Genomic DNA, 26,124 nt, shown 5'->3' with positions numbered 1-26,124 from the left:
TAGAATAATGGCTGGATACAGAAAATTAGGCCGCCCAACCGATCAAAGAAGAGCAATGCTCAGAAATCTGACCACTTCACTTTTTGAGCACGGTAGAATCGAGACAACCGTTACCCGCGCAAAAGAAGTAAAAAGAATGGCAGACAAAATGGTCACCTTGGGTAAAAGAGGCGACTTACATGCCAGAAGACAGGCGTTAGCATACATTACAAAAGATGATGTTGTAAAGAGCCTGTTTGATGACATTGCACCTAAATACGCCGAAAGACAGGGTGGATACACACGCATCTACCGTGTTGGACCACGCAGAGGCGACGGTGCTGAAATGGCAGCAATTGAATTAGTATAAACGAAAATGGGATTAAGCCTTGCGCAAGGTTTAATCCCTTTTGACGATTTAGTGAAAATTTTAAAATGCTATCGAAAATTAAGTGGGAGCACAGAGCGTGCCCTGCATTAAACAGAAAGAGAAGCTCATGGAAAAAATCATCGAGGTTAAAAACCTGTTCTATGAATACCCCAAAACCAATGAAAATGAAAACACCATCGCGCTGCAAGGCGTCGATTTCAGTATAGAACGCGGGGAGTTCGTGGGCATTATCGGCCATAACGGTTCTGGTAAGTCCACCCTGTCAAAGCTCCTCAACGCCATCATCCAGCCCACAGACGGCGACGTCATTGTGAATGGCATGAATACGAAAGATCCCGAACACCTCTGGGATATCCGCCAGACCGCGGGCATGGTTTTCCAGAACCCCGACAACCAGCTGGTGGCCACCATCGTGGAAGAGGATGTGGCCTTTGGTCCGGAAAACCTGGGCATCCCGCCAGAGGAAATCCGCAGGCGCGTGGACGAGGCGCTCGGCACCGTCGCCATGGAAGCCTACCGCAGGCAGAAGCCCCACCAGCTGTCCGGCGGCCAGAAGCAGCGGATCGCCATTGCCGGCATACTGGCCATGGAACCCGACTGCATCATTTTTGATGAGCCTACCGCCATGCTCGACCCATCCGGCCGAAAAGAAGTCATGCGGACCATCAAAAAACTGAACGAAGAAAAGAAAATGACCGTGCTGCACATTACCCATTATATGAATGAGCTCATTGACGCAGACCGGATCATTGTACTCGATAAAGGTAAAATCGTCATGCAGGGCAGACCCAAAGAAATCTTCCGGCAGGTGGACAAGCTGAAAGAAATCGGACTCGACGTCCCGCAGATGACCGAGCTGGCCCATGACTTGCGCCAGTCCGGCTACAATATTCCCGACGATATCCTTCATATCGAAGAAATGGTGAATGCGCTATGCCACTAGAAATACGACATTTAGATCATACCTACTCCGCGGGCTCCCCCTTTGAGTTTAAGGCACTGAAAGACATCAACCTGAACATTGAGGACGGCCAGTTTGTGGGACTCATCGGCCATACCGGCTCTGGAAAATCCACCCTGATCCAGCACCTCAACGGGCTGCTTCAGCCCACAGGCGGCACCGTTTTGTTTAACGGGGCAGACATCTTTACCGAGAAAAAGGAAGCCCTGATCCAGATACGCCATAAAATTGGACTGGTTTTCCAATATCCTGAGCACCAGCTGTTTGAGGAGACCGTGGAAAAGGACGTGTCCTTCGGCCCTAAAAACCTGGGGCTCGACGAAGCGGAGATCAGCCGGCGGGTAAAGCACGCCATCAAGATGGTTGGCCTGAATTATGAAAAAGTTAAGGACAAATCGCCCTTTGAGCTGTCCGGCGGGCAGATGCGCCGAGTGGCCATCGCCGGTGTCCTGGCCATGGACCCCGATGTGCTCATCCTGGACGAGCCCACCGCAGGCCTGGACCCCAGCGGACGGGACGAGATTTTAAACCAGATCAAGACCCTGCACGAAAAAAAGAAAATCACGGTTATCCTCGTGTCTCACAGCATGGAGGACGTGGGTAAGCTGGTGGATAAAATCATTGTCATGCACGCCGGAGAAGTCGTCTTTTTCGATACCCCGGCCAGGGTTTTTACCCAAATCGACACCCTCGAGTCCATCGGGCTGGCCGTACCGGAGGTCACCTACCTCATGCGTGAGCTTAAGAAAAAATATCCAGATATCCGGGAGGATATCTTTACCGTCGAAGCTGCAAGGCAGGAGATCGAGCGGGTTGTGGGGAGGGAAAGCGATGTTTAAAGATATCACCATCGGACAGTACTATCCCACCGATTCCATCATCCATCGGCTCGACCCCCGGACCAAGATCATTTTTACCTTTGCCTACATTGTCATGCTCTTTGTGGTCAACAACCTGTGGGGCTATATCGCGGCCTTCGCGCTGCTGGTCGGCGTGATCATCGCCTCCCGGATTCCGCTGTCCTACATTGTGCGCGGTGTCAAGGGGCTGATCTTTATTATCCTGCTGACCGTCATTCTCAATCTGTTTATGACGCCAGGGACTGAAATCGCCAGCCTTGGACCGCTGCGCATTACCATGGAAGGGGTAAAGGTCGCCGTCTTTATGGCCATGCGTCTGATTTTCTTAGTCGTGGGCACCAGCATCATGACCCTGACCACCTCACCCATCGATTTGACCGACGGTATGGAGTTCTGCATGAAGGGCATTCCCTTTGTGCGCCGCTATGCCCATGAGCTGGCCATGATGATGTCTATCGCCCTCCGGTTTATTCCGACGCTCATGGAAGAAACCGACCGGATTATGAAGGCACAGAAGGCCAGAGGCGCCAATTTTGAGACCGGCAACATCATTTCACGGGCCAAAGCCCTGATTCCCATACTGGTGCCGCTGTTCATCAGTGCCTTCAGGCGGGCCGATGAGCTGGCAACCGCCATGGAAGCGCGGTGCTACCGGGGCGGCGAAAACCGCACCCGCATGAACCAGCTCAAATTCGCAAAGCGCGACGGCTGGGCCTTTGTGGTCATGTTTGTCATGATCGCTGTCTTTATTCTGTCGCGGTTTATCACCATACCGCTGATTTTCCCAGCGTGAGCATAAAAAACATCCGGGACCGGTAAAATCTGCCGGTCCCGATTTATTTAAGGAAGCATACTATGAAGAATATCCAGCTGATCATCGCCTACAAAGGCACCCGCTACGCCGGATGGCAGCGCCAGCCAAACGCACTCACCGTCGAGGAGGTCTTGACAGGCGCCATCGAGGACGTGACCGGTGAAGCAGTCACCCTTTACGGCTCCGGCCGTACCGATGCGGGCGTCCACGCCCTTGGGCAAAGTGCAAACTTTCATACCCATAGCCGCGTGCCCCCCGAACGCTTTGCGGTCGCCATCAATACTAGACTGCCCGGAGATATCCGCGTGTTGTCAAGCTGTGAGGCGCCAGAAGGCTTTCACAGCCGTTATTCGGCGAAAGGCAAGGTTTATACCTACCAGCTCTATTTAAACCCGGTTGCGAGCCCGTTTTACGCCGAATACAGCTGGCATATCCACTACCCTGTGGATGTTTCCAGCATGAAGGACGCGTCAGCGGCCTTTTTGGGCGAGCGCGACTTCCGAGGCTTTATGGCTGCTGGCAGCAGCGTCAGAGGGACCGTCCGCACCATCCGCGCCATCGCCTTTGAGCAGGAAGGGCCACTGCTGCGCATAACCTATACGGGCAATGGCTTTCTGTATAACATGGTCCGGATTATAACCGGCACCCTGGCGGAAATTGGCATGGGCAGGATAAAGGCAGAAGCGCTGCCGGGAATCATCGCTTCCTGTGAGAGAAAACAGGCGGGAATCACCGCCCCGCCCCAGGGGCTTTTTCTGCGGGAAGTGCTGTATTGAAAAAACATCAAAAAAGCCGGAAAATTAAGCAAAAAAGAATTGACACACCAGGTGAGATGTAATAGAATATAGCGTGGACGTTATTGTATCACTAGCCCCGATACATTGATGAACGTGTTCCGGTAACCCCCACTTTTACCGGAAAGACACTATAGATTAAACCCAGAATAACCGAGTTTTTTAGAAGAATGAAGGAGGAGCTTGAGATGAATTCAAACGCAACAAAAATGCCGAAATCTCATGAAATAGAGCGTAAATGGTACGTTGTTGACGCCGAAGGAAAAGTATTAGGCCGTTTAGCAACAGAAGTAGCCAACATTTTAAGAGGAAAGAACAAACCCTATTTTGCACCACACGTAGATTGCGGTGACTTTGTGATCATTATTAATGCAGATAAAATTGTATTAACCGGTAACAAATTAGATCAGAAATTATACAAAACCTATTCCGGACATCCAGGCGGATTAAAGGAAGTAACATACAGAAAATTCTTAGCAGACAAGCCAGAATTACTGGTTACCAAAGCGGTTAAAGGCATGGTTCCCCACAATAAACTGGGCAGCCAGATCATGACCAAATTAAAGGTTTATGCAGGCAATGAACATCCTCATGCTGCGCAGAAACCAGAAGCTTTAGAAATTTAATGCTAAGAAGGGAGAAAAAATAGAATGGCAAAAGTACAATATTTTGGAACAGGTAGAAGAAAAACCTCTGTCGCCAGAGTTCGTTTATTACCAGGCGAAGGCAAATTCGTCATCAACGGCCGTGATATCGACGATTACTTCGGTATGGAAACCTTAAAAGTGATCGCAAAACAGCCATTAACCTTAACAGGAACCACCGATACTTTTGACGTAATCGTCAATGTATACGGCGGCGGCTTCACCGGCCAGGCTGGTGCAATCCGTCATGGTATCGCAAGAGCTTTACTCGAAGCCGATGCCAACTTAAGACCAGAACTGAAAAAAGCCGGTTACTTAACCCGTGACCCAAGAATGACCGAAAGAAAGAAATACGGTCTCAAAAAAGCACGTCGTGCGCCACAGTTCTCAAAACGTTAATTATACCAAAATCACAAAACCCCGGAAAATGCATTCCGGGGTTTTTTATGTATCAAATTATTTTTAATCTTCTGATTCCATGCTCAAAAGACTCAAAACTTAATTTTTAGAGGTTTTGAGACTTTTGAGCATGGAATGGGAGTTTTAAAAAATTATGGAAAGGTCATCAGCAGACCGGTCAGCGCTGGGGCGCTCAGCTCCAGGTCGAGGGTCAGGTGCTCGCTCAGAAGGGCCTGATTTGGGATAGAATGCTCGATTTCGCGGGAGTAAGCGCAGAAGACAGCCTGATGCTCCTTTTCGGACAGAGAGCGGCCATTTTCAAGCCATTGGCTCAGGGAGAGGGCGTAGACGGACAGGCAGGCCAGGGCAATGTGCTGAACTTGCAGCAGGGGTTCGCAGGACCAGGCGCAGTCCATAAAGTAGCGGAACAGGTGGTACACGCTCAAATGCTCGTAATAATGGGCGTGCAGGCACTGAAACCCGGTGTTGTCCGGCAGGTTGGGCACTGTCCTGAAGCGCGTTTGGACCTTTTCCAGCTGACTGGTGAAGCTGCGCTGGCGGTGCTCGCATTGGCCGAGACAGATGAAGAGGGCTGAGAATGTGTCATGGGGACTCAAGCCGGCGGGCTGAGGTGTGCTTCGCAGGGCGGACAGGGTCTGGGTGAGCTGTTTATCCTCTGAGAATGCTGTGTAAAGAGCGCTTTCGGCCGCCTCATCGCTGATAAAGAGAAGGGCGGTGAGCCGGGTGGCGAACTGGAGCAGCAGGGTTATCCGCTCAAAGATTGTGAATCGGCGGTTTTGCAGCAGGGCAAGGCCAAGACGCCGGGCTCTGAGCATGCGCGTGCAGAACATCGGGTCGAGCTCTGGATCGTAACGGGAAGGCGCGTCGTTCTGCGAGGTCACGAAGCGCATGGGCGCTGGATCAGACAGAATGAGCCTGGCGGCCTCTGGGCAGGACAGGGAAAGGCCAGCCTCCTGGAGGTTTCCATAGTCCCCATAAAAGCGTGGGTAGAGGCGGCAGGTCTCGCTCAGGGCATCCTCGCCCAGGGCGATATGGATATCGCAGAGATCTTTATGGTTGAGAAAGGGACAGCGGCCAGCCTGGTTGATGAAAATACAGTCGCCGTCCGCGTCCAGGGTCATGGCCTCCCGGAGACGGTTCCCCATAGGGCCGTCAGTTTTTTGGTAGCATTTCTCGGTTTCTGGATCGATTACGACCTCCCAGCCTGCGCAGCAGGTATCCGGGCAGTCCCCGGCCAGGCAGCTGAAAGTGTCAAAGATTTCGGGTGTTTGAAAAATCATGGTCAACTCCTTTTCGTCTGCCCTTATTATAGCAGAACACGGTCGTGTTTAAAAATAAAAACACGTCTGAATCGCCTTGACTTTCAAATGATTAGAAGTATAATAATTAGAGTTCTAATTATTTAAAAGGAGTGTGGAGGATGACAGCAGGAGAAAAAATTAAGCGCTATATTGTCTTTACCATCGGGGTTCTCATCAACTCCTTTGGCATCAGTTTTATCACAAAGGCCAGTCTGGGGACTTCGCCGATTTCCAGTGTGCCCTATGTGCTGAGCCTGCGGTTTGAGCCGACCCTGGGTGAATTCTCATTCGTGCTCAATATGATCTTCATTATTCTGGAGATCGCTCTGCTGCGCAGAAAATTTGAAAAAATTCAGCTTTTGCAGATTGTGGTTAACGTGGTGTTCAGTTATTTCATTGATATCAGTATGCTGCTGCTCGGGGGCTTAAACCCGGGGAACTATGCCATGAAGCTGGCCTTTCTGCTGATCGGCTGCGCGATTCTGGCCTTTGGCATTACGCTGGAGGTTTTTGCGGATGTGATACTGGTACCGGGCGAGGGGATTGTGAATGCCATCGCGGTGACCTTTAAAAAGCAGTTCGGATCGGTCAAGGTGGGGTTTGACGTGACCCTGATGTCTACGGCCTGCATCCTGTCGCTGGTCTTTTTCCACGGCCTGCAGGGGATCCGGGAGGGCACACTTATCTCGGCCCTGATTGTGGGAACCATTGTCAAATTTTACAGCCGGCACCTCGGCTTTCTGCGGGACAGGCTCTTTGGCGTGCGGGAGGCGGACGATACGGCGGAGGACAAGCCCTGCCGCTGCCCGGTGATTACCATCAGCCGCCAGTATGGCTGTGGTGGAAATGAGGTGGGCCAGCGGCTGGCCGACGATTTGAAGATGGCCTTTTATGACAATGAGATCAGCTGGCGCACTGCCGCCGAGGGCGGCTATACCAAGAAATATGTCGAGCAGGAGGAGCAGCGCTACACCAACAGCCTGCTCTACGACCTGGTGGCCTCCAATTATGCCATGGCGCCCGGCGAGGTGCCGCCGCTGGACGCTCTGTTTGAAGTCCAGAGCCGGGTTATCCGTGAGCTTTCCTGCCAGGGCCCCTGTGTGATCATGGGGCGCTGTGCCGATTATGTGCTCCGTGACCAGCCGGATTGCTTTCATGTTTATCTCAGCGCGGATTTGGAGGACCGGGTCCGCCGGATCATGGAAAAGGAAAATTGTGGTGCGGCGGCCGCCAGACAGAAGATCGCTGAGAAGGACCGGGAGCGGGCCAGCCATTATAAGCACTTTACCGGACGAGCCTGGGGCGCCGCCGGAAATTACAGCTTGTCGGTGGATACCTCCGTCTTTGGCGTTGAGGGCACCGCCGCGTTGATTGAGGACGCCTTTGAGCGTTCATGGAAAGGAAAAGAGAATGAACCAGAGCTTTCACAACCTGCTGTTTGTCAGCCAGAGCCTTTTTAACAAGCGTCTTTACGCGGCCCTGCAGGGCACGGGCCTGTCCTCCGGGCAGCCCAAGGTGCTGGAGTACCTGAGCCGCAACGACGGCAGTGTCCAGAAGGATATCGCTGCCGGATGCCAGATTGAGCCGGCGACCGTCACCAGCCTGCTGCCCCGGATGGAGGCAGCGGGGCTCATCGAAAGACGCTCAGAGAACGGTAACCGCCGCTCTCTGTATGTTTATCTGACGGATAAGGGCAGGGACCGCGCAGCCCAGATCGAGGATGCCTTTAAAGCCCTGGAGCGCGAGGCTTTTGAGGGCATTCCAGAGATCGAGCGCGAAGCGTTTATGACGGCTTTCTGCAGGATTTATGAGAATCTGAGCAGAAAATAAAGGAACGGTGTTCAGTTTTCAGTTTTTTTCATAAAACACTTGTGCTGAGGCTGCTTTTGAAGTATAATAAAGGACGGATTAATTTTCAATCAATGCAATTTTGAAAAGATATCCAGGGGGAGGCCCTGGGTATCTTTTTCTGATTATACCTCTTGACTGTATGCGGAAAACATTCAACCCCATGCTCAAAAGACTCAAAACACCGGATACAGCTAAAATTTTTAAATGAAGAAAGCAGGAAACATATGAAAGAAGAACAACCAATTATCAATATTGCGGTTATCGCCCACGTTGATGCGGGTAAATCGACGCTGGTCGACGCGCTGCTGAACCAGAGCGGCGTTTTCAGAGATAACCAGGAAGTGGTTGACTGCATTATGGACAGCAATGATCTGGAGAGAGAGCGTGGGATCACCATCTATTCCAAAAACTGCTCCATTATGCATGATAATATCAAGATTAACATTGTGGATACCCCGGGCCATGCGGATTTCTCCTCCGAGGTTGAACGTATCCTAAAGACCGTTGACACGGTTATTCTGCTGGTAGACTCCAGCGAAGGCCCCATGCCCCAGACCCGTTTTGTCCTTAACAAATCCCTGGAGCAGGGACTGCGCCCGATTCTGTTTATCAACAAGATTGACAAGAAGGACCAGCGGGCCGAGGAAGTGGTCGACATGGTTTTCGACCTCTTTGTAGAGCTGAAGGCCAATGACGAACAGCTGGACTTCCCGATCCTTTACGGGGTTGCCAAGCAGGGGATCGCCAAGTATGACATGGATGACGACAGCACGGATTTGACCCCGCTGTTTGAGACCATCGTGAAGCATGTAGGCATTCCGGAGGATATGAGCCTGGAACCGCTGCAGATGCAGGTATCGACCCTGGGCTACGACGATTATATCGGCCGTCTGGGCATTGGCCGCATCGACAAGGGCACCATCCATACCGGGGACAACCTGGAGGTCTGCAAGCGTGATGGCAGCTTTAAGCGGGTAAAAATCGGGCAGATCTTTGTGTACCGCGGCCTCTCAAGGGTTGAGGTCAAGGAAGCCAAGGCTGGCGACATTGTCGTGGTCTCCGGGATTCCGGACATTATGATCGGAGAAACCATCGGTGAAGTGGACCAGGTACAGCCCATGGAGCTCATCGAGATTGAGGAGCCGACCCTGTCCATGAACTTCTTAGTCAACACCTCGCCCTTTGCCGGGAAAACCGGTAAATTCGTGACCACCCGCCACATCAAGGCACGCCTTGAGAAGGAGCTGGAGGTTAACGTTGGGATGACGGTTGAGCCGCTGGAGGGCACCACAGAGGGTTACCGCGTATCAGGCCGCGGCGAGCTGCACTTATCCATTCTGCTTGAGAACATGCGCCGTGAGGGCTACGAGGTAGCAGTCTCCAAGCCGGAGGTTATCATGCACCGTGATGAAAAGGGCCGCAAGCTGGAGCCTGTGGAAAGCGTGATCATCAACGTGCCGGACGAGTATTCCGGTACGGTCATCTCCAAGCTGAATGTGCGCAAGGGCAACATGGTGAGCATGTCCGCCGAGGAGGGCTGGACCAAGCTGGAATATCTGGTGCCGACCCGTGGCCTGCTGGGATACCAGAGCGAATTCATCAACGATACCCACGGCGAGGGCACCCTGGTGCGCCGCTTCGATTCTTTCGAGCCTTATTTTGGGGAGATTCCACAGCGCCAGAACGGCGTGCTGATCTCCGGCGTTACCGGCGAGACCATGGCCTACTCGCTGTTTAACCTGAGCGACCGCGGTACCATGATGGTAGGCGCGGGAACCCCCGTTTACGAGGGCATGATCATCGGCATTAACAACCGCAGCGACGACATGGTCGTTAACCCCATTAAAAATAAGAAACTGACCAACACCCGTTCCTCGGGAGCGGATGAAGCCTTAAAGCTCATTGATCCAAAGGTCTTCACCCTGGAGGAAGCGCTGGAATTTATCAATGACGACGAGCTGGTTGAGATCACCCCAACGGATATCCGTATCCGCAAAAAGATTTTATCCGAGCTTGACAGAAGAAGAGACAGACGAAACTAATATAAAAGAGAGAACCCGTATCGCCGCGATACGGGTTCTTTTTTTCTCAGACAAAATTAATACAAAGTGGGTATACTAGAGAGAGAACAAAAATGAAAGGAGCGGCAGAGGGTGTTTAAGAAGAAAAATTTGAAGGATTCTATCCTTTTGATCACATATGCTGTCTGTCTGCTCATGGCGCTTGTCAATATCCGGTATATCTGGAACGGCCTGGGGATTCTGGTGGATATTATCATGCCGGTTCTTATCGGGATCGCCATTGCTTTTGTGCTCAATATCCCCATGAGCTTCTGCGAACGCTATGTCTTTAAATTCATGAACCGGATACGGGGCAGAAGGCTTCGGGAAAAGGGGAAGCGGGCCGCGGCCATTGTGCTGACCTTTATCTTTATCGGGCTTCTGATCACCGGAGTGGTCACTTTTGTGATCCCCCAGCTCCAGAAAAGCATCGAGATGCTCATCACTAAATTTCCGGGCTATGTGGCCAGCTTTAACCTCTGGGTCAACCAGGTTCTGGAATGGCTGCACCTGCCCGAGGATGCCTGGAACCAGCTCTCAAGCCAGTGGCAGAACCTGTTCCCCAAAATCAGCAGCGGCCTCATCGGGGCCATGCCTGAGATTGTCAACACAACGGTCAGCATCACCCAGGGCGTGTTCAATTTTCTCATGGGCTTTATCATCTCAGTCTATATGCTGGCAGACAAGGAGCGTCTGCTGGCGCTCAAGGATAAGCTCATGTACGCTTATATCCCGGATAAGGCCAGGGCGTTTATCAATGAGGTGGGCCGCACGGCCAACCAGACCTTCCACGGCTTTATTGCCGGACAGATTACGGAGGCTTTTATCCTCGGAACCCTGTGCGCTGTCGGGCTGGCCATCCTGCGGGTGCCTTACGCCCTGCTCATCGGCGTGCTGGTGGGGGTGACCAGCATTATCCCCATTTTCGGGGCCTTTCTGGGTGCGGTGCCCAGCGGGCTGATTCTGCTGGTGGTTAAGCCGGTGTACTGCCTGATCTTTATTGTTTATATCATCTGTCTGCAGCAGGTGGAAAGCAATGTGATCTACCCCAAGGTGGTGGGCACCTCGGTGGGGATCTCGGGGCTGTGGGTGCTGATCGGCATGCTGCTGGGCGGCAGCTTCTTCGGCTTTACGGGCATGATTTTAGGCATACCGGGCTTCGCGGTGCTGTACTCTGTGGTGCGGACGCTGACAAATGACCGGATTGCCCGAAAGCAGGCGGCCGAACAACGTGAGATTATCCAGGTCAGGGATTTGGAAGATTCATAAATTAAAAATATAAAGGAGTGAATGACATGAGTCGGGAATTAAAAAATATTGAACCGGACGAATTGGATGCTTTACTGGAAAAAAATGACGGGAACACCGTCTTGTTGGATATTCGGGACAAAATGGAAATTCACAATGAATTTGAGGATCAGGCGTGTGTGGTGAACATTCCGCTCAAGCTTTTGCCCTCGCAGCTGGAGGCCCTCGCGCCTTTTAAGGATAAGACCATTGTGCTGGTGTGCCGGTCGGGCATGCGGGCGTCAAGGGCCCAGAAGCTGCTCGCGCAGGAGGGCTTTACGGACCTGCGCGTGCTAAAGGGCGGTGTGTCGTTCTGGGAAAAGTATAAAAACAGTTAAAATGACCAGACAATAAAAAACAGGCTCAAAAGTCTCAAAACCCTGCCAAAAGGGCTTTTGAGTCTTTTGAGCTTTTATTTTTAAGCGTCTTTTTTATTTTGATTTTCTTTATAGCGGGTGATGTCGTGGCAGGACAGCAGCCAGGCGGGCTGGTTTTTCCAGGAGATCACAGCAGCGTCGGCGGCTGACCAGACCTTTAGCAGCGGATTGTAAACCTCCAGGCTGGAGCTGGTGTGCTCAGAATCAAGCCCATGGACTGGGCAGGACTCGCAGGGGGCAGGACGGTTGAAAAAGGCCTGGTGACAGGTCATGCCAACCCCGGAGGACGGAGCGATGCGCTTGGTCTTGCGGTTGATATACAGTAGCCGGTAGGTGTCTGGCTCGATCACATAAATCCAGGCGTTCTGGCTGTCAAGCACCTCCCGCAGGGCATCCAGGGACTGCTCGGCCCGGTCCTGGGCCCGTTTCTTGAGCAGGAAAGTGCTCAAAATCTCCGCGATAAAGGACAGGGTGCTCACCTGCTCCTGAGTCCAGAGCCGGTTGCTGCGGCACTCGTCAAAGCCCACATAGCCCCTGAAGCGGCCATTGTCGTTGATGGCGCACTGAAGCAGGGATTTGACGCCCTGAGGGGCCAGAATAGCGTACTCGGGACCGGGCAGGGTCTGAGTGTCCTGGCAGTAAAAGATGCCGTTGGCGTCAAAATTATCCAGGTAGTGCCCCTTGAGGTCCTCCTCGTAGGAGAGGTGGCCCAGGTTGTCGATTTCCGGGGGAATGCCCTCGTTGCACCACTCAAAGGTATTGGTGCAGTAGGTGTCATCCTCAGAGTTTTCGAAGATATAAACCCGGCTGACATCAAACTGCCGGCCCACAATCTCAAAGATGGAGTTGACCGCCGCGTCCAGGTCGATGGACTGGTAGAGAATGCGGAACACATACTCCACAAGCTGGCTGCTCAGGGTCTGGGGCAGGTTGTCGCTGTCCGAATCGATGTGGGAGCCCACAGCGCTGTACACGCCTGCCGCCGCGTTTTTAAAGGCCATATCGCGGACGGCGTCATCAAAGACAACAAACTGGTTTTTGCCCTGGCGCTTGGCCTGGTAGAGGGCATAGTCGGCGCATTGATACAGTTCGTGAAAGCTCTGGGCGTGGTCGGGATAGCAGGCGATGCCAATGCTGCACGAGGTCTGGCCGCCGGCGTTAAACTCGTCGAGGCCGTGAAAACTCTCAAGGACCTGCCGGGCCTTATTGGCAGCCACACTGACACAGGGGATATCGCGGATAAAGGCGATGAATTCGTCGCCGCCGATGCGGCCCACCACGTCGTCGCTCCGGAATAGGGTCTGGATTTTGCCGGCGATCTCCATTAAAAAGGCGTCCCCGAACAGGTGCCCCCGGGTATCGTTGATGGTCTTAAAGTCGTCGATATCAATGATCAGCAGGGCGCACAGGCTGTTTTTGGGACAGCGGGACAGGTAATTCTCAATGATGTTTTCAGTCGTGCCTTTATTGTAAAGCTTTGTGAGGGCGTCGCGTTCGGCCTTCTGCATGAGCTCCTGGGACTGCCGCTTTTCATTGTCAATATCCACGATGACGCCCACCGCCTTGAAGGGTTCGCAGTTTTCATCGTATTGGGCGGTGATACGGATGCGGCACCAGATATAAAGGGCGTCGGCCTTCTTGATGCGCACCTCGGTTTCCACATAGGGGCTGCCCTGGCGGATATCCTCGAGAATCCCGGTGAAGGCCGGGAGGTCTGAAGCCAGGATATGGGAGTTGGCGCCAGTGACGGTGCTGATGTTCTCAGTTATGGGCTCGTAGCCAAATTTCTTCTGCCAGTTGTGGGAAAAGATAAAGGAGTCCTTTTTGATATCCCATTCAAAGATAATGTCCGTGGTCTGGTCCATGATAATCTCGTGCCGCTCAAGGCTCAGCCGCAGGTTTTCCTGGGCTTCCTTGCCCACTGTGTCGTCGATGAGAATGCAGTAGAAGGAATCCGGGCCGCTCTCGCTTTTGATGAGCTGACCCTTGTCCAGAATCCAGATGGTGCTGCCGTCGCTGCGGGTTGCGCGGTACTCGATCTGCTTGGTGTTTTTGTGCCGAAGCTGGCGTTTGACCTCCAGCAGCGTGGAGGAGCGGTCACGCGGGTCGATGATGGCCATAAAGCTGTCGTCAAAGCGCTCATGAATCTCGGCGCGGGTGTAGCCGAACATGGACAGGAAGCCGTCGTTGACCTGGAGGATGGTCAGCTTTTCGTCGTAGAGGCAGCGAAAAATACCGCCGGGAATATTTTCAGTTAACTGCTGTAAATCCTGGTTCCGGTCCTGCAGCTCGCGGGTGGTTTTTTCAATGAACTGCTGAATATGGGGGTCGGAAGCGGTGAGTACATTCTGGCTGAGGCCGGGCAGGTGGGCGCTGCTGTCGATCCGGGCAATGTGCAGCTGTTGGAGCCGGACCGCGCCGTCAACCAGGCTGCAGGCCAGACTGCCAGACAGCTGTACCTCGGGCGCTGGCAGGCCGGGGGTGTCTGCGCGCAAGCGCATCTGGCAGTCTGCCAGACAATGGGTATCGGACAGGACACGGGTCTCGACAGACGCGTCCAAAATGGTAAAGGGATAGGGAAAACGGGAGAAATCGGATTCCAGGACAGCTCTCAGCTGCCTGTTATCATGGATGTTGCTGTGATACAGGCCGGACCAAAGCACATCCTCTGTGGTCATTGAGAGAATTTTTTCGGTATCCCTCATCTCAAAATAGGCCCGCTGTAATTCCTTGACAAAGGCCCTTGTCATGCGATCGATGCTCATCCTTACACCTCTTCTAACAAATTATAATCGTGATTATCCTCAAAATCACTTTATGGGGGAAACAGCTTTTTAAAACGGAGACAGCGTTTTCAAAATACAGTATACTCCTATCATTATACCGCTAATACAATTAAACCACAAGCGAAAAGAAAAAAGAAGAGCTGCCCGCGTAAGCAGCTCTCAGTGATAGGGAAATCCTTCTTAAAGGGCGCGGTTGATGGCAGACACCAGCGCGGTGACCGATGCGACGATAATATCGTTGTGAATCCCGGCGCCCCAGACGGTGCGGCCGTCGGGCATGGTGATGCCAACATAGGCGGCGGCACGGGAGGTGGAGCCCTCTTCCAGCGCGTGTTCCTTGTAGATCAGGTCAGTATAGGGGGTATCCAGATAATCCTTGAGGGCGTTGCTGACCGCGTCGAAACGGCCGTTGCCTTCTGCGGATACCATGGTTTTCTGGCCGTCCCGCTCAATGGTGATGGTGGCCTTGATGTGTTCGCTCACCTGCTCGAAGTGGTACTCTGGCAAGGTGACTGGATATTGGATATTGACATAGGTTTTTTCGAAAATATCCCGGACTTCCTCGGCGGAGAGCTCTTTATGCTTGTGGTCGGAGACATCCTTGACGGTGTAGCCCAGGTCCTCGCGCATGCCCTTTGGCAGGTCGTAGCCGTATTTCTGCTCCAGCACATAGCCGATGCCGCCCTTGCCGGACTGGCTGTTGATGCGGATCACATCCTTTTCGTAGCGGCGGCCCAGGTCGGTGGGGTCGATGAGCAGGTAAGGCACAGTCCACTGGTCGCAGTGTTTTTCCTCACGCCACTGCATTCCCTTGGCGATGGCGTCCTGATGGGAGCCGGAGAAGGCTGCGAAAACAAGGGCGCCGCTGTAGGGCTGGCGTTCGTACACATGCATCCGGGTGGTACGCTCATAGACCTCGGTGATCTCGGGCAGGTTATCAAAATGGAGCTTGGGATCGACGCCATGGGTATACATGTTCAGCGCCAGGGTGATGATGTCCACATTCCCGGTGCGCTCGCCGTTGCCAAAGAGGGTGCCCTCGATGCGGTCTGCCCCGGCCAGAAGGCCCAGCTCGGTGTCGGCGATGGCGCAGCCGCGGTCGTTGTGCGGGTGCAGGGAGACAATGACATTTTCCCGGAATTTCAGGTGCTTGCTCATGTACTCGATCTGGCTGGCGTACACGTGGGGCATGGACATGGAGACTGTGACGGGCAGATTGATGATGACCTTATTGTCAGCGTTGGGCTGCCAGACATCCAGCACAGCGTTGCAGATATCCAGGGCGAAATCGACCTCGGTGCCCGTAAAGCTCTCGGGAGAGTACTGGAACTGGAAGTTGCCCTCGGTTTCAGCCGCCAGGTCTCTGAGCATGACGGCGCCGTCCACAGCGATTTTAATGATCTCTTCCTTGGATTTCCGAAAGACCTGCTCGCGCTGGGCCACTGAGGTGGAATTGTAAAGGTGGACGACGGATTTTTTACAGCCCTCCAGCGCCGCGAAGGTTTTGCGGATAATGTGCTCTCTTGCCTGGGTGAGCACCTGGATGGTGACGTCGTCGGGAATGAGATCCTGCTCGATGAGGGTTCTCAAAAAGATATATTCGGTTTCGGAGGCAGCCGGGAAGCCGACCTCGATTTCTTTAAAGCCTACGGCCACCAGGGTCTTGAAATATTCGATCTTTTCCTCAAGGCTCATGGGGATAATGAGGGCCTGGTTGCCGTCGCGCAGATCCACGGAGCACCAGATCGGCGCTTCTTCAATATACTCTTTGTGCACCCAGTCGGTGGATTCTTCCGGGGGCATAAAATAACCGCGTTTGTATTTTGTTGGGTTCATCATGGGGTGTTGTTCTCCTTTTTGTAAATTTTAATCGGATCATCTTTTCATTCAATCATTTTGATGCTGATCAGAAGAATGATCGAATGAAAAGACGTTTGTTTTGTTGCCGCTCGTCCGCTAACGCTCCTTACTCGCTGCCAAATTTTTTCAAAATTTGGACAAAACGTCAAAAAACCGCCTCTACATGCATTTTATCAATGACGTATAGAGACGGAAGATTTTATCTTACGTGGTACCACTCTAATTTTACAGCGTAGGTGCTGCCTCGTTGGCAGATACGGACCCTTATGGGCCTTATATCCTCCTGGGGTAACGGTCAGGAACCGGCTCCGCCTACTCTCACAGATTTCAGCGTGCCACTCCGAGGCCAGTTCAGACGCCTTTCCCAACTGCTTCGCATCAACCAGCAGCTTTCTGGATGTTCCGGGAATCCTACTACTCCTCATCAAGGTGTTGTGATAATCATAATCATTTTAAACGAGTTTGTCAAGGGAAAAATCGTGAAAGTTGAAGAACAAAATTTATCCGCGCCCCAGCCCACAGTCTCAAAAGGCTCAAAACCCCACAGCGTGGAAGTTTTGAGCCTTTTGAGCATATCGCTTAAATTTTTTATGCGAACATCACCGCGTAGATAATGACAATGATCCCCAGCACAATGCGGTAGTAACCGAAAGCCTTGAAATCGTGCTTGCGGATATAGCCCATGAGGAACTTGATGGCAAAGACAGAGACCACAAAGGCTACAATCATACCGACTAAGAGAATGCCGATCTCTGTGCCCGTAAAGCCAATGCCGGTTTTGATAAAGAATTTCACGATCTTTAAGAGGCTGGCGCCCAGCATGACCGGCACCGCCAGGAAGAAAGAGAACTCTGTCGCCACATAGCGGGAGCAGCCCAGCAGGGTGGCGCCGATGATGGTGGAGCCGGAGCGGGAGGTGCCCGGAATCAGGGCCAGGATCTGGAACACACCGATAAACAGAGCCGTTTTGTAATCCAGCTGCTCAAAATTGCGGATGGTGGGACGCTTGGTGCGGTCCATGTTTTCCACCACAATAAAGGCGATCCCATAGACGATCAGGGTGATGGCTACCGTCACATAGCCGTAGAGCTTGTCTGTGATAAAATCATCAAATAAAAGTCCGATAACAGCAGCCGGAATGACCGCGACCAGTACTTTGCCCCAGAGGGACCAGGTATCCCGTTTCTGCACCGGCGATTTTTTAGGCGAGAAAGGATTGAGTTTATGAAAATACAGCAGAACAACGGCCAGAATGGAGCCAAACTGGATGACCACCAGGAACATGTCCCAGAAATCCTTGGATACATTCATATGGATAAACTGTTCAAACAGGATCATATGGCCTGTGCTGCTGATGGGCAGCCACTCTGTGATCCCCTGAACGATCCCGAAAAAGGCCGCTTTTAGCAGTTCTAAAAACATATTAATAACTCCTTACGTATTGATTTTTTAACCGAGTAATATTTTACCACAACACCCGATAAATGAACATTAAAAAATTCTTACATTTTCATTCGCCCGTCTGTAAACCGCTCTGGCCGGCCAGAGACTTAAGCAAGCGCATTGATTTTATGCGTGCTTTGTTGTAAAATTAAAGGATGAAAATGATAACAAGAAGGAAACCATGAAAAATAAAATCTTGCAAAAATCCTCCGCGCTGCTCGCGGCGCTTCTGCTTCTTCCAACACTTTTTTCGGGCTGTCAGAGCGTTGAGGATCAAAATTATACGGTGCCAGACAGCCAGAGCGCGGAGAGCGTCACGCTCAGGTTCTTTGGGAATAAGAATGAAGCTTTAAACGTGATGGTCATCGAAAATATTCTGAAGGCCTATATGGAAGAGAACCCAGGCGTCAACATTACCTATGAGAGCGTCAAGGGGAACGACTATTTTGACGTGCTTGAAAAGCGGATGAAAAGTGGTAACGGGGACGACATCTTTATGCTCAACCACGACACCACTCTGGAGCTCATGAAAACCGGCGACCTGGCCGATTTATCCGATCTCTCCACGCTTCCGGATTTCAGCCCCGGTGTGCGCGGCCAGATGGAAATTGACGGCAGGGTGCCATTTGTGCCCACCAGTATCTCAGCCTTTGGGCTCTACTGCAACCTGGATCTGCTGAAAGCGTATGGGGTGGAGGTTCCGGAAACCTATGAGGCTTTTCTGGCGGCGTGCGATACCTTTGTGGAAAAGGATAAGACACCCATTGTGGCGAACAATGATATTTCTCTGAAAACACTGGCTATTTCCCGGGGAATGTTTGAGGTCTACCAGAGTGAGAATCCTGACAGCCTGCTGGAGCAGATGAACACAGACCCCAGCCTGCTGGCCCGGTATATGCGCCCGGGCTTCGAGATGGTCGAGAATTTTATCGAAAGCGGCTATGTGGACGCGAAACGGACGCTGGAGACAGAAAAGACCAAGGATGACCTTGACGATTTCATCACAGGGGAGTACCCCTTCATGCTCACCGGGGCCTGGGCGTCGCCGCGGGTAGAGGCCATGAACCCGGATTTCAGCTATAAGGTTTACCCCTATCCGGTACAGGCGGACGGCAGCGTCCTGGTGACCAATGTGGACACCCGTGTGGCCGTCAACGCCAAGGGCGCCCATGTGGAGGAGGCCAAGAAATTTCTGGAATACCTGACCCAGAAAGACGTGATGTGGGAATTTGTGGACGGCCAGAGCTCCTTCAGCCCTCTGACAGACAAGCGCCTGCCCAGCGATCAGGCGGTACAGCCGCTGAGCAGCTATATGACCAATGGCAGGAGCATGCTGGGCGCAGACAGCAACCTCAAATACCCGATCTGGGACCTCTCCAGAGAGAGTGTGCGGCAGCTGCTGAGTGGTGAAAAGACGGATACAGTCCTGGCAGGCTTTGAAGCGGGCCTCCGGAAAAGCCAGGAAGGAGGCATAGAATGAAACGCAGGCACCTGTCGGTTTTACTGGCAGCCGCAGTGCTGTCGCTCGCCCTGCTGGCTGCCAGCATGCTCCTATACATCGACCATGTCAACAGCTCGCTCTGGAAACAGTCGGCGGCCAGTATTCTGGAGCTGACCAGCCAGGGCAGCAACGCGCTCGATACCTTTATCCAGAAAGATTACGACACCCTTCAGGTCTTTGCCAGCGAGATGAGCGAAAGGCCCTCAGACGACCAGGTCTGGATTCAGAGCAATCTGGCCAGCTTTGAGTCGCCCCTCAAGGACAGCTATTTCTGCATCGACCTGACCGCAAACCGGGTATACCATAACGGCGGCACCGCCGACCTCAGCGCCGAGGCCGCCGGACAGCTGGCGGGCATGAAAGACCAGGGGGTGCTGGAGCCCTATAACAGCGCCCAGAGCGGCGTGCGCTCCCTGGGCGTTTACAAGCGGTTTACCTTTGGCGACGGCCATAGCGGTCTGGTGCTCAAGCAGCACCGGCTGGAGGACGTGACAGACCGCTTCGCCCTGTCCTTTTACAATGGCAGCGGCTTTTCCTATGTGGTTAAAAACGACGGCGAGGTGCTGATCCGCTCGTCCAATAAGAACAGCAACCGGACCTTTAAGAATCTTTATGATATCATCGACCTGTCCGGTAAAAACAGCGAGCTGGCCCTCACCTCCTTTAAGGAGGCCATGACAGACGGCCAGTCCGGCGCCGCAGTGTTCAGCTATAATAAGGCGCAGAACTTGTTCTGCTATGTGCCCATCTCAAGCGTGGAGGGCTGGTACCTGGTCTCGATCATTCCCAACAGCGTCATTTTGGACCAGGCCAGTAATATCATTAACTGGACCCTGCTGCTCTGCGGGCTTATCACAGTCCTGATACTGGCCATCATCTTAATCTACAACCGGAGCAGCCGGGAACACCGGCGGGAGGTCCGCCAGATCGCTTATTACGACAGCCTGACCGGCCTGCCTAATTTTGAGAAGTTTAAGCTGGACGGCGGAAGCCAGGTGGCGGCCGACCCAGGAGCCAGGTGGTCTGTGCTTTACATAGACCTCACAGGCTTTAAACTGGTGAACGACGTCATGGGGTTCCAGTTCGGCGACGAGGTGCTTCGCTACCTGGCCAGTGTGCTGACCCGTGAAAAGGCTGAAGCAGATATTGTATGCCGGTTTTCAGCCGATAATTTTCTGATGCTGCACGCCTATAAAGAGCGGGCTGAGGTCGGGGCGCTGTGCCAGCGCATCATCCGCGGCATGAACGGCCAGACCATTGGCGGCAAGCAGGATGTACCCCTGTCTGTGCACATAGGGATCTTCTGCCTGGAGGACGACCCCGCCGCGTCGGACATCAGCCTCATGGTGGACCGGGCCCATATGGCGCAGAAAAGCATTAAAAACGGCCGCAGCAACCAGTACTGCCAGTATGACAGCGGCATGCGCTCAGAGATGCTGCGCCGTTCAGAGATAGAGGCCGTCATGGAAAAGGCGCTGGCCGACGGCGAGTTCACCTTCTATATTCAGCCCAAATATGATGTGGATGGCAGCAGGGTTGTGGGCGCTGAGGCCCTGGCCCGCTGGATACAGCCTGGGGGAAAAATGGTAAGCCCTGGGGAATTTATCCCCGTTTTTGAGCAGAACCAGTTCATTCTCCAGCTGGACGAGTATATTTTCACAAGGGTATGTGAGCGCCTCCGGAATCGGCTGGAGCAGGGGCTGCCCGTGGTCACTATCTCGGTCAATGTTTCCCGGGTGCACGTGCGCCAGGAGGATTTTGTCAGCACATACCAGGCCATCAAGGACCGCTGCCAGATTCCGGACGGCCTCATCGAGCTTGAGCTGACGGAGAGCATCTTTTTAGAAAATCTCGACCGCATCGGAAGCATCATTCGCGAGCTGAGAGCGGCTGGCTTTGGCTGCTCCATCGACGACTTTGGCTCTGGCTATTCCTCACTCAACGCCTTAAAGGGAATGCCCGTCAATGTGATCAAGCTGGACCGCGAGTTCCTTTTGAATGAGGGGGATACCGGCAAGGGCGCGGTCATTGTGCGCAGCATTATTCAGATGGCCAAAAAGCTGGATATAGAGACTGTGGCCGAGGGCGTGGAGACGCCTGAGCAGCTGGCCTTCTTAAAGGACGCGGGCTGCGATATGATCCAGGGGTTCATTTTCTCAAGGCCTTTGCCAGAGCCGGACTTCGCCAGGCTTCTGGAGGAGGACGCCTGAAGAAAGGCTGGCAGAAACTTTTCGGCCGTTCCATTGCTATTCTCAGAGAATTGTGATAGGATAAATAGCTAAAGAGAACTAAGCGAGCCGAGATAAAGGAGAAACGATGAGAGAATGTATGGAAGACTTACCGAAACTGCAGGCGCGGCTGAAACGCATCGAGGGCCAGATCCGCGGCATTTCGGACATGATGGAAAAGGACGTTCCCTGTAATGAAATCCTGATTCAGATCAACGCTGCCAAATCGGCCCTGCACAAGGTGGGGCAGATGGTTGTGGAGGGGCATCTGCACCACTGCGTCAAGGACAGCATCGAACACGGGAATACCGAGGAAACACTGAAGGATTTGTCAAAGGTCATTGAGTATTTTTCAAGAATATGATACAGCTGGACCCGTATCGCCGCGATACGGGTTCTTTTTTATGTTAAATTTTCTTAACAGGCCTTGAACAATCGAGTCAACGGTCTATAATGGTATTAACCGATCGGGTTAATGAAAGGAAAACGAAGTGGTGAATGACAAATTTTACAGCCTGCCAGAGGAAAAGCAGCAGCGGATTATCAACGCGGCCCTCAGGGTCTTTGCCGAGAACCCCTATAAAAAGGCGAACACGGCCGATATCGCCGCGGCGGCAGGCATTTCCAAGGGGCTGCTGTTCCATTATTTCGGCAACAAGCAGACCCTGTACGAGTACCTGTTCCGTTATGGCAACGACGTGATGCGCGGCCATATCAGCGAGCTGCTGCCGCCCGATGAGTCCGATTTTTTTGAAATCTGGCTGCGGTCTCAGCGGGCAAAGACCGAGATTATTACGCGCAACCCCTATCTCATGGATTTTTTTATCCGGGTCTATTATGACAAGGCGCCGGAGAATGTGGGCAACATGAGCTTTTACGGGGACCTGGAGACTGCCAGCACCGCAGTGATTCTGGACCGGATCGACCGGAGCAAATTCAGGGAGGAGACCCCGCCAGAGAAGGTGATCCGCTGGCTGATCTGGGCAGCCGAGGGCTTTATGAAGCGCCAGAGCGACCTTGGCAGGGTGGATATTGAGCAGCTGGATACCGAGTTTACCGAACTCGTTCTATTTATCAGACAACACTGCTACAAAGAGGAGGCATTACAATGATTGCAATCGAGCATCTGACCAGAGATTACGGCGAGGGCCGTGGAATTTTCGACTTATCCCTCAGGGTTAAGCACGGCGAGGTCTTTGGCTACCTGGGGCCAAACGGCGCTGGGAAGACCACCACCATCCGGCACCTCATGGGCTTTCTGACGCCCAAAAAAGGCACATGCGCCATCGACGGCCTGGACTGCTTTAAGCAGGCGGCTGAGATCAAGGAATTTTTAGGGTACCTGCCCGGCGAGATCGCCTTTTTCGACAGCATGACCGGTGTGGAGTTTCTGAACTTTATGGCCGAGATGCGGGGCATGAAGGACCGCGCGAAAATGGAAAAGCTCATCCGCTTTTTCGACCTGAACCCGAAAGGCAAGATCCGTAAGATGTCCAAGGGCACCAAGCAGAAGCTGGGCCTGGTATCAGCCTTTATGCACGACCCCGAGGTTTTGATCCTCGACGAGCCTACCAGCGGGCTGGATCCCCTCATGCAGAACCGGTTCATCCGTCTGGTTCTGAATGAGAAGAAAAAAGGCAGGACCATTCTCATGTCCTCCCACAGCTTTGAGGAGGTTGAGCGGACCTGCGACCGGGTGGGCATTATCCGCGCCGGGGAGCTGGTGGCCCTGGACAGCGTGGCCGCTCTCAAGGCTGAGCGCCACAAGATCTACCGGGTCAGCTTCGCCACTGCCAGGGAGGCCGCTGATTTCGCGGCCCGGTGCACCGGCACACGGCAGCTGAGAGAGCACCCCCATCTGGTGGAGGTACGGGTGGCAGGGAGCATGGACGGCTTTTTGAAAATGCTTACCGGCTACCACATTATGGAACTGGACACGGTCTCCCAGGATCTGGAAGATATTTTTATGCAGTATTACGGAGGTAAACATCATGCTTAGCGGGCCGCTTTTCAAAAAAACCTTTAAATCACAGCTTAAGATGCTGGTCATCTTCGCGGCCATTCTGGCCATGTATATGAGCGTTGAGATCAGCATGTTCAACCCGGATTCCATGGACGGCATAAAAGAGATGATGGACATGCTTCCCCAGCAGATGATCAACGCCATGAACCTGGACGTGGGCGCTGAGACAAGCCTTGTGGGCTTTCTGGGCTCCTACTTTTACGGCTTTATCGTCATCATGGTGCCCATGATTTTTAATATCATCGCCAGCAATAACGCGGCGGCAAAGCTGGTGGACAGCGGCGCCATGGCCTGCCTGCTGTCCGCGCCAAACTCCCGGACCAGGGTGATCGCAACCCAGGCCGCAGCCCTGATCCTGTCCAATATCCTGCTCATGGCCTTTGTGACCGTTATGGGGATCGCGGTCAGCCAGGCGCTGTTCCCGGGCGATCTGGATATCCACGCCTTTCTGCTCGTCAACGCGGGCGCCCTGCTTTTGCAGCTGGCCGTCAGCGCCATCGGCTTCTTTGCCTCCTGCCTGTTTAATGAGAGCCGCCTGTCCCTGGCCCTGGGCGGGGGACTGCCCGTGCTGTTTCTAGTGCTCATGATGCTCTCCGGCGTCAGTGAGGATCTGGACGTTGTGCGCTACACCACCCTGTACAGCCTGTTCGACCCTGCCGAAATCATCGCAGGGGGTGACACCGTGGGCCTGTGTCTGGCCGCCCTGGCCGCGGTCTTCGTGGCGCTGTACGTTCTGGGCATCCTGATCTTCAGGCGTAAGGACCTGCCGCTGTAGGAGAAAAAATTGCAGATTTAAGAAACCTCATGTATAATTAAGAAAAAGAGGTCAGGAGGAACCGAGGATGATGTACGCTTATATGACGCTTGCCGACGGTACGGAGATTGTACATTCACAGCTCCTTGAAAAAGATGGGAAAAAAAGTGTGGAGGTGCATTTTGAGCGGCCAACAGAGGATGGCTTTGACACAGCGCGCTGTTCATTGCCGACCTATGAATGGCTGATCCATGACGGGTACACCGATGCAGAGATTGCAGACTTTGAGGTGTTCTTGAAAAATAACGCCCATCTGCTGTATCGTTTTGCGGAAAACGGAGGAACCCGGTGTGCCTAGTTTGTTTAAAATAGGCGGCTACACTGTTTATTTCTGGTCTAATGAGAATGATGAACCCATTCATGTACACGTATGCCGGGGAAAGCCGTCGCCGGGCGCCACTAAGTTATGGCTGACAGCCGCTGGCGGATGTGTGCTCGCGGGCAACAGAGGGCGTATCCCTCAAAGTGAACTCAATGAGCTTCTCGATATTATCGCAGCTCAGTATTTCATGATCTGTGACGCGTGGAAAAGGCATTTCTGCGTGGATGAAATTAAATTCTATTGCTGAGAACCCAATCCTCAAAAGGCTCAAAACCCGTATCCAAGGTGTTTTGAGCCTTTTGAGCATCCAGCTTGAGAGATTCTTATATAAAATTTACAGGGTGATAATTCCTTCCTGAAAGTGGTATGTAAATAGAAAACAGGCCGTATATGGCCACAGAAAGGAAGGATCAATGATGAAAATTGCGATTATCACCGGAGCATCCAGCGGGCTGGGCCGCGAATTCGTAAAACAGGTCAGCGCCCAGGGCCAGGTCGAGGAAATCTGGGCCATAGCCCGGAGAAAGGAACGCCTCGACGCGCTGAACATGGAGACGGCCACGCCTGTGCGCGCACTGGCACTGGACCTGAGAAATATAAAGGACCTCGACGCACTTACCGAGCGCTTGGAGAAGGAGCAGCCCGATGTCCGGCTGTTTATCGGCGCGGCCGGTATTGGCAAGCTGGGTACCTACGCGGAGGTGACCGAGGCGGACACCAACGCCCTCATTGACTTAAACTGCCGTGGTGCCGTGGACGTCACCCTGAGGGTGCTGCCCTATATGAATAAGGGAGCGCGCCTTATGCAGATCTGCTCAGTGGCGGCTTTTATGCCTCTGCCGGGCATGAATCTGTACGCAGCCTCCAAGGCCTTTCTGCTCAGCTATACCAGAGCCCTGCGCTGGGAGCTGTTCGGCCGGGGCATCCGGGTGACCGCGGTCTGCCCCTACTGGATCAAGGACACCGAGTTTGTGCCCACAGCCAGCAGAAACGCGGACCGGTCCGCGGTGCGCCACTTTCCACTGGCATCCACCGTTCAGACTGTTGCCCACCGTTCCCTTTTAGACAGCCGTATGGGCGTGGCCGTCTCAACCCCAGGGCTTATCAGCCTGAGCCTGCGCGTCTTTGACGCTGTGGTGCCCCATTTTATCGGCATGGGTATCTGGGACAAGGCCCGGAAGCTATAAAGCTGAATTTTGCCGGCGGCGGTCACCATCGGCTCCATGGACCTGTCCATCCGGGATGTTTACAGCGTGATCGGCTGCGAGCGCTTTCATCTGGACAGCCTGAGCGCTTACGCCAAGGGTGCGGCCAGACAGTCATAAATTAAGGTTTTTACATAAAAAGAATAAAATATTATTTATGCCGCTGCTCAAAAGGCTCAAAACTAAAAAAATGACTGTTTTGA

General features: G+C 53.1%; 26 protein-coding genes and 1 other annotated feature. Of the genes, 22 read left to right on the top strand and 4 right to left on the bottom strand.

Translation table 11 applies throughout. The features are described from left to right. Positions 1-7 precede the first annotated feature (7 nt). The 7 genes from rplQ (at position 8) to rpsI (ending at position 4,842) form a co-directional block, all read left to right on the top strand. Entirely contained in the window at positions 8-349 is a 342-nt protein-coding gene (rplQ, locus tag CPZ25_RS10270; RefSeq protein ID WP_096918658.1) for a 50S ribosomal protein L17, read from the top strand. Between the two features lie 127 nt (positions 350-476). Next, positions 477-1,313, top strand: a complete 837-nt coding sequence (locus CPZ25_RS10265) for an energy-coupling factor transporter ATPase (RefSeq protein ID WP_058696329.1) — start codon at positions 477-479, stop codon at positions 1,311-1,313. Continuing rightward, positions 1,304-2,170, top strand: coding sequence for an energy-coupling factor transporter ATPase (locus CPZ25_RS10260; RefSeq protein ID WP_058693429.1), 867 nt, complete (start codon positions 1,304-1,306; stop codon positions 2,168-2,170). The genes CPZ25_RS10265 and CPZ25_RS10260 overlap by 10 nt, the downstream gene beginning before the upstream one ends. Further along, on the top strand, positions 2,163-2,984 hold the full coding sequence (locus CPZ25_RS10255) for an energy-coupling factor transporter transmembrane component T family protein (protein WP_058693430.1): 822 nt from the start codon (positions 2,163-2,165) through the stop codon (positions 2,982-2,984). The genes CPZ25_RS10260 and CPZ25_RS10255 overlap by 8 nt, the downstream gene beginning before the upstream one ends. Before the next feature lie 62 nt (positions 2,985-3,046). Further along, positions 3,047-3,781: a tRNA pseudouridine(38-40) synthase TruA gene (gene truA, locus CPZ25_RS10250; RefSeq protein WP_096918659.1), complete on the top strand. Its 735-nt coding sequence runs from the start codon at positions 3,047-3,049 to the stop codon at positions 3,779-3,781. Positions 3,782-3,987: 206 nt separating this feature from the next. Beyond that, the gene (rplM, locus tag CPZ25_RS10245; protein WP_058693432.1) at positions 3,988-4,425 is read left to right on the top strand and encodes a 50S ribosomal protein L13; all 438 of its coding nucleotides are present in this window, start codon (positions 3,988-3,990) and stop codon (positions 4,423-4,425) included. Positions 4,426-4,449: 24 nt separating this feature from the next. Further along, a complete protein-coding gene (gene rpsI / locus CPZ25_RS10240; RefSeq protein ID WP_074618091.1) occupies positions 4,450-4,842 on the top strand; it encodes a 30S ribosomal protein S9 in 393 nt (130 codons plus the stop codon). Positions 4,843-4,994: 152 nt separating this feature from the next. On the opposite strand, the gene fliB is transcribed toward rpsI, so the two are convergent. Further along, on the bottom strand, positions 4,995-6,143 hold the full coding sequence (gene fliB, locus CPZ25_RS10235; RefSeq protein WP_096918660.1) for a flagellin lysine-N-methylase: 1,149 nt from the start codon (positions 6,141-6,143) through the stop codon (positions 4,995-4,997). Between the two features lie 140 nt (positions 6,144-6,283). On the opposite strand from fliB, the gene CPZ25_RS10230 reads away from it, so the two are divergent. From CPZ25_RS10230 to CPZ25_RS10210, 5 genes are all read left to right on the top strand, one after another. Further along, entirely contained in the window at positions 6,284-7,624 is a 1,341-nt protein-coding gene (locus CPZ25_RS10230) for a cytidylate kinase family protein (RefSeq protein WP_096918661.1), read from the top strand. Further along, positions 7,575-7,994 (top strand): MarR family winged helix-turn-helix transcriptional regulator, encoded by a 420-nt coding sequence (locus CPZ25_RS10225; protein WP_096918662.1) that lies wholly within the window; start codon positions 7,575-7,577, stop codon positions 7,992-7,994. Before CPZ25_RS10230 ends, CPZ25_RS10225 begins: the two co-directional genes overlap by 50 nt. A gap of 245 nt (positions 7,995-8,239) precedes the next feature. Beyond that, on the top strand, positions 8,240-10,057 hold the full coding sequence (gene typA, locus CPZ25_RS10220; RefSeq protein WP_058693437.1) for a translational GTPase TypA: 1,818 nt from the start codon (positions 8,240-8,242) through the stop codon (positions 10,055-10,057). A 111-nt stretch (positions 10,058-10,168) separates the two neighbouring features. Further along, positions 10,169-11,344 carry an AI-2E family transporter gene (locus CPZ25_RS10215; protein ID WP_096918663.1) on the top strand — a complete coding sequence of 392 codons (1,176 nt, stop codon included), beginning with the start codon at positions 10,169-10,171 and terminating at the stop codon, positions 11,342-11,344. Positions 11,345-11,370: 26 nt separating this feature from the next. Beyond that, positions 11,371-11,700 (top strand): rhodanese-like domain-containing protein, encoded by a 330-nt coding sequence (locus CPZ25_RS10210; RefSeq protein WP_058693439.1) that lies wholly within the window; start codon positions 11,371-11,373, stop codon positions 11,698-11,700. Between the two features lie 80 nt (positions 11,701-11,780). Here the strand turns inward: CPZ25_RS10210 and CPZ25_RS10205 are convergent, their stop codons facing one another. The 3 genes from CPZ25_RS10205 to CPZ25_RS10195 form a co-directional block, all read right to left on the bottom strand. Further along, positions 11,781-14,504 (bottom strand): sensor domain-containing diguanylate cyclase, encoded by a 2,724-nt coding sequence (locus CPZ25_RS10205; RefSeq protein WP_096918664.1) that lies wholly within the window; start codon positions 14,502-14,504, stop codon positions 11,781-11,783. A gap of 201 nt (positions 14,505-14,705) precedes the next feature. Then, positions 14,706-16,364 carry a 2-isopropylmalate synthase gene (locus CPZ25_RS10200; protein WP_096918665.1) on the bottom strand — a complete coding sequence of 553 codons (1,659 nt, stop codon included), beginning with the start codon at positions 16,362-16,364 and terminating at the stop codon, positions 14,706-14,708. Positions 16,365-16,567: 203 nt separating this feature from the next. Further along, positions 16,568-16,822, bottom strand: a binding site (T-box leader). A gap of 151 nt (positions 16,823-16,973) precedes the next feature. Further along, entirely contained in the window at positions 16,974-17,807 is an 834-nt protein-coding gene (locus CPZ25_RS10195; RefSeq protein WP_058693442.1) for an undecaprenyl-diphosphate phosphatase, read from the bottom strand. A 202-nt stretch (positions 17,808-18,009) separates the two neighbouring features. Between CPZ25_RS10195 and CPZ25_RS10190 the strand changes: the two genes are divergently transcribed. The 10 genes from CPZ25_RS10190 to CPZ25_RS21000 all read left to right on the top strand — a co-directional run bounded on the left by CPZ25_RS10190 (position 18,010) and on the right by CPZ25_RS21000 (position 26,041). After that, on the top strand, positions 18,010-19,308 hold the full coding sequence (locus CPZ25_RS10190; RefSeq protein ID WP_096918666.1) for an ABC transporter substrate-binding protein: 1,299 nt from the start codon (positions 18,010-18,012) through the stop codon (positions 19,306-19,308). Next, the gene (locus CPZ25_RS10185) at positions 19,305-21,539 is read left to right on the top strand and encodes a bifunctional diguanylate cyclase/phosphodiesterase (RefSeq protein WP_096918667.1); all 2,235 of its coding nucleotides are present in this window, start codon (positions 19,305-19,307) and stop codon (positions 21,537-21,539) included. The genes CPZ25_RS10190 and CPZ25_RS10185 overlap by 4 nt, the downstream gene beginning before the upstream one ends. A 106-nt stretch (positions 21,540-21,645) precedes the next feature. Beyond that, a complete protein-coding gene (locus tag CPZ25_RS10180) occupies positions 21,646-21,921 on the top strand; it encodes a metal-sensing transcriptional repressor (RefSeq protein ID WP_013382229.1) in 276 nt (91 codons plus the stop codon). Positions 21,922-22,051: 130 nt separating this feature from the next. Next, positions 22,052-22,669, top strand: a complete 618-nt coding sequence (locus CPZ25_RS10175) for a TetR/AcrR family transcriptional regulator (protein ID WP_074617567.1) — start codon at positions 22,052-22,054, stop codon at positions 22,667-22,669. After that, positions 22,660-23,556: an ABC transporter ATP-binding protein gene (locus tag CPZ25_RS10170; protein WP_096918668.1), complete on the top strand. Its 897-nt coding sequence runs from the start codon at positions 22,660-22,662 to the stop codon at positions 23,554-23,556. The genes CPZ25_RS10175 and CPZ25_RS10170 overlap by 10 nt, the downstream gene beginning before the upstream one ends. After that, on the top strand, positions 23,549-24,355 hold the full coding sequence (locus CPZ25_RS10165; RefSeq protein ID WP_058693446.1) for an ABC transporter permease: 807 nt from the start codon (positions 23,549-23,551) through the stop codon (positions 24,353-24,355). Before CPZ25_RS10170 ends, CPZ25_RS10165 begins: the two co-directional genes overlap by 8 nt. A gap of 67 nt (positions 24,356-24,422) precedes the next feature. After that, positions 24,423-24,692, top strand: a complete 270-nt coding sequence (locus CPZ25_RS10160; RefSeq protein ID WP_096918669.1) for a hypothetical protein — start codon at positions 24,423-24,425, stop codon at positions 24,690-24,692. After that, complete coding sequence (locus CPZ25_RS10155) at positions 24,685-24,963, top strand: DUF4160 domain-containing protein (RefSeq protein ID WP_096918670.1); 279 nt, start codon at positions 24,685-24,687, stop codon at positions 24,961-24,963. Before CPZ25_RS10160 ends, CPZ25_RS10155 begins: the two co-directional genes overlap by 8 nt. 166 nt (positions 24,964-25,129) lie before the next feature. Beyond that, positions 25,130-25,903 (top strand): SDR family NAD(P)-dependent oxidoreductase, encoded by a 774-nt coding sequence (locus CPZ25_RS10150; protein WP_243129373.1) that lies wholly within the window; start codon positions 25,130-25,132, stop codon positions 25,901-25,903. Between the two features lie 9 nt (positions 25,904-25,912). Next, positions 25,913-26,041, top strand: a complete 129-nt coding sequence (locus tag CPZ25_RS21000; protein WP_279230362.1) for a hypothetical protein — start codon at positions 25,913-25,915, stop codon at positions 26,039-26,041. Positions 26,042-26,124: the final 83 nt, after the last annotated feature.

It is taken from the genome of Eubacterium maltosivorans (genome assembly GCF_002441855.2).
Lineage (GTDB): Bacteria > Bacillota > Clostridia > Eubacteriales > Eubacteriaceae > Eubacterium > Eubacterium maltosivorans.
This window is presented reverse-complemented; position numbering and strand designations above follow the sequence as displayed.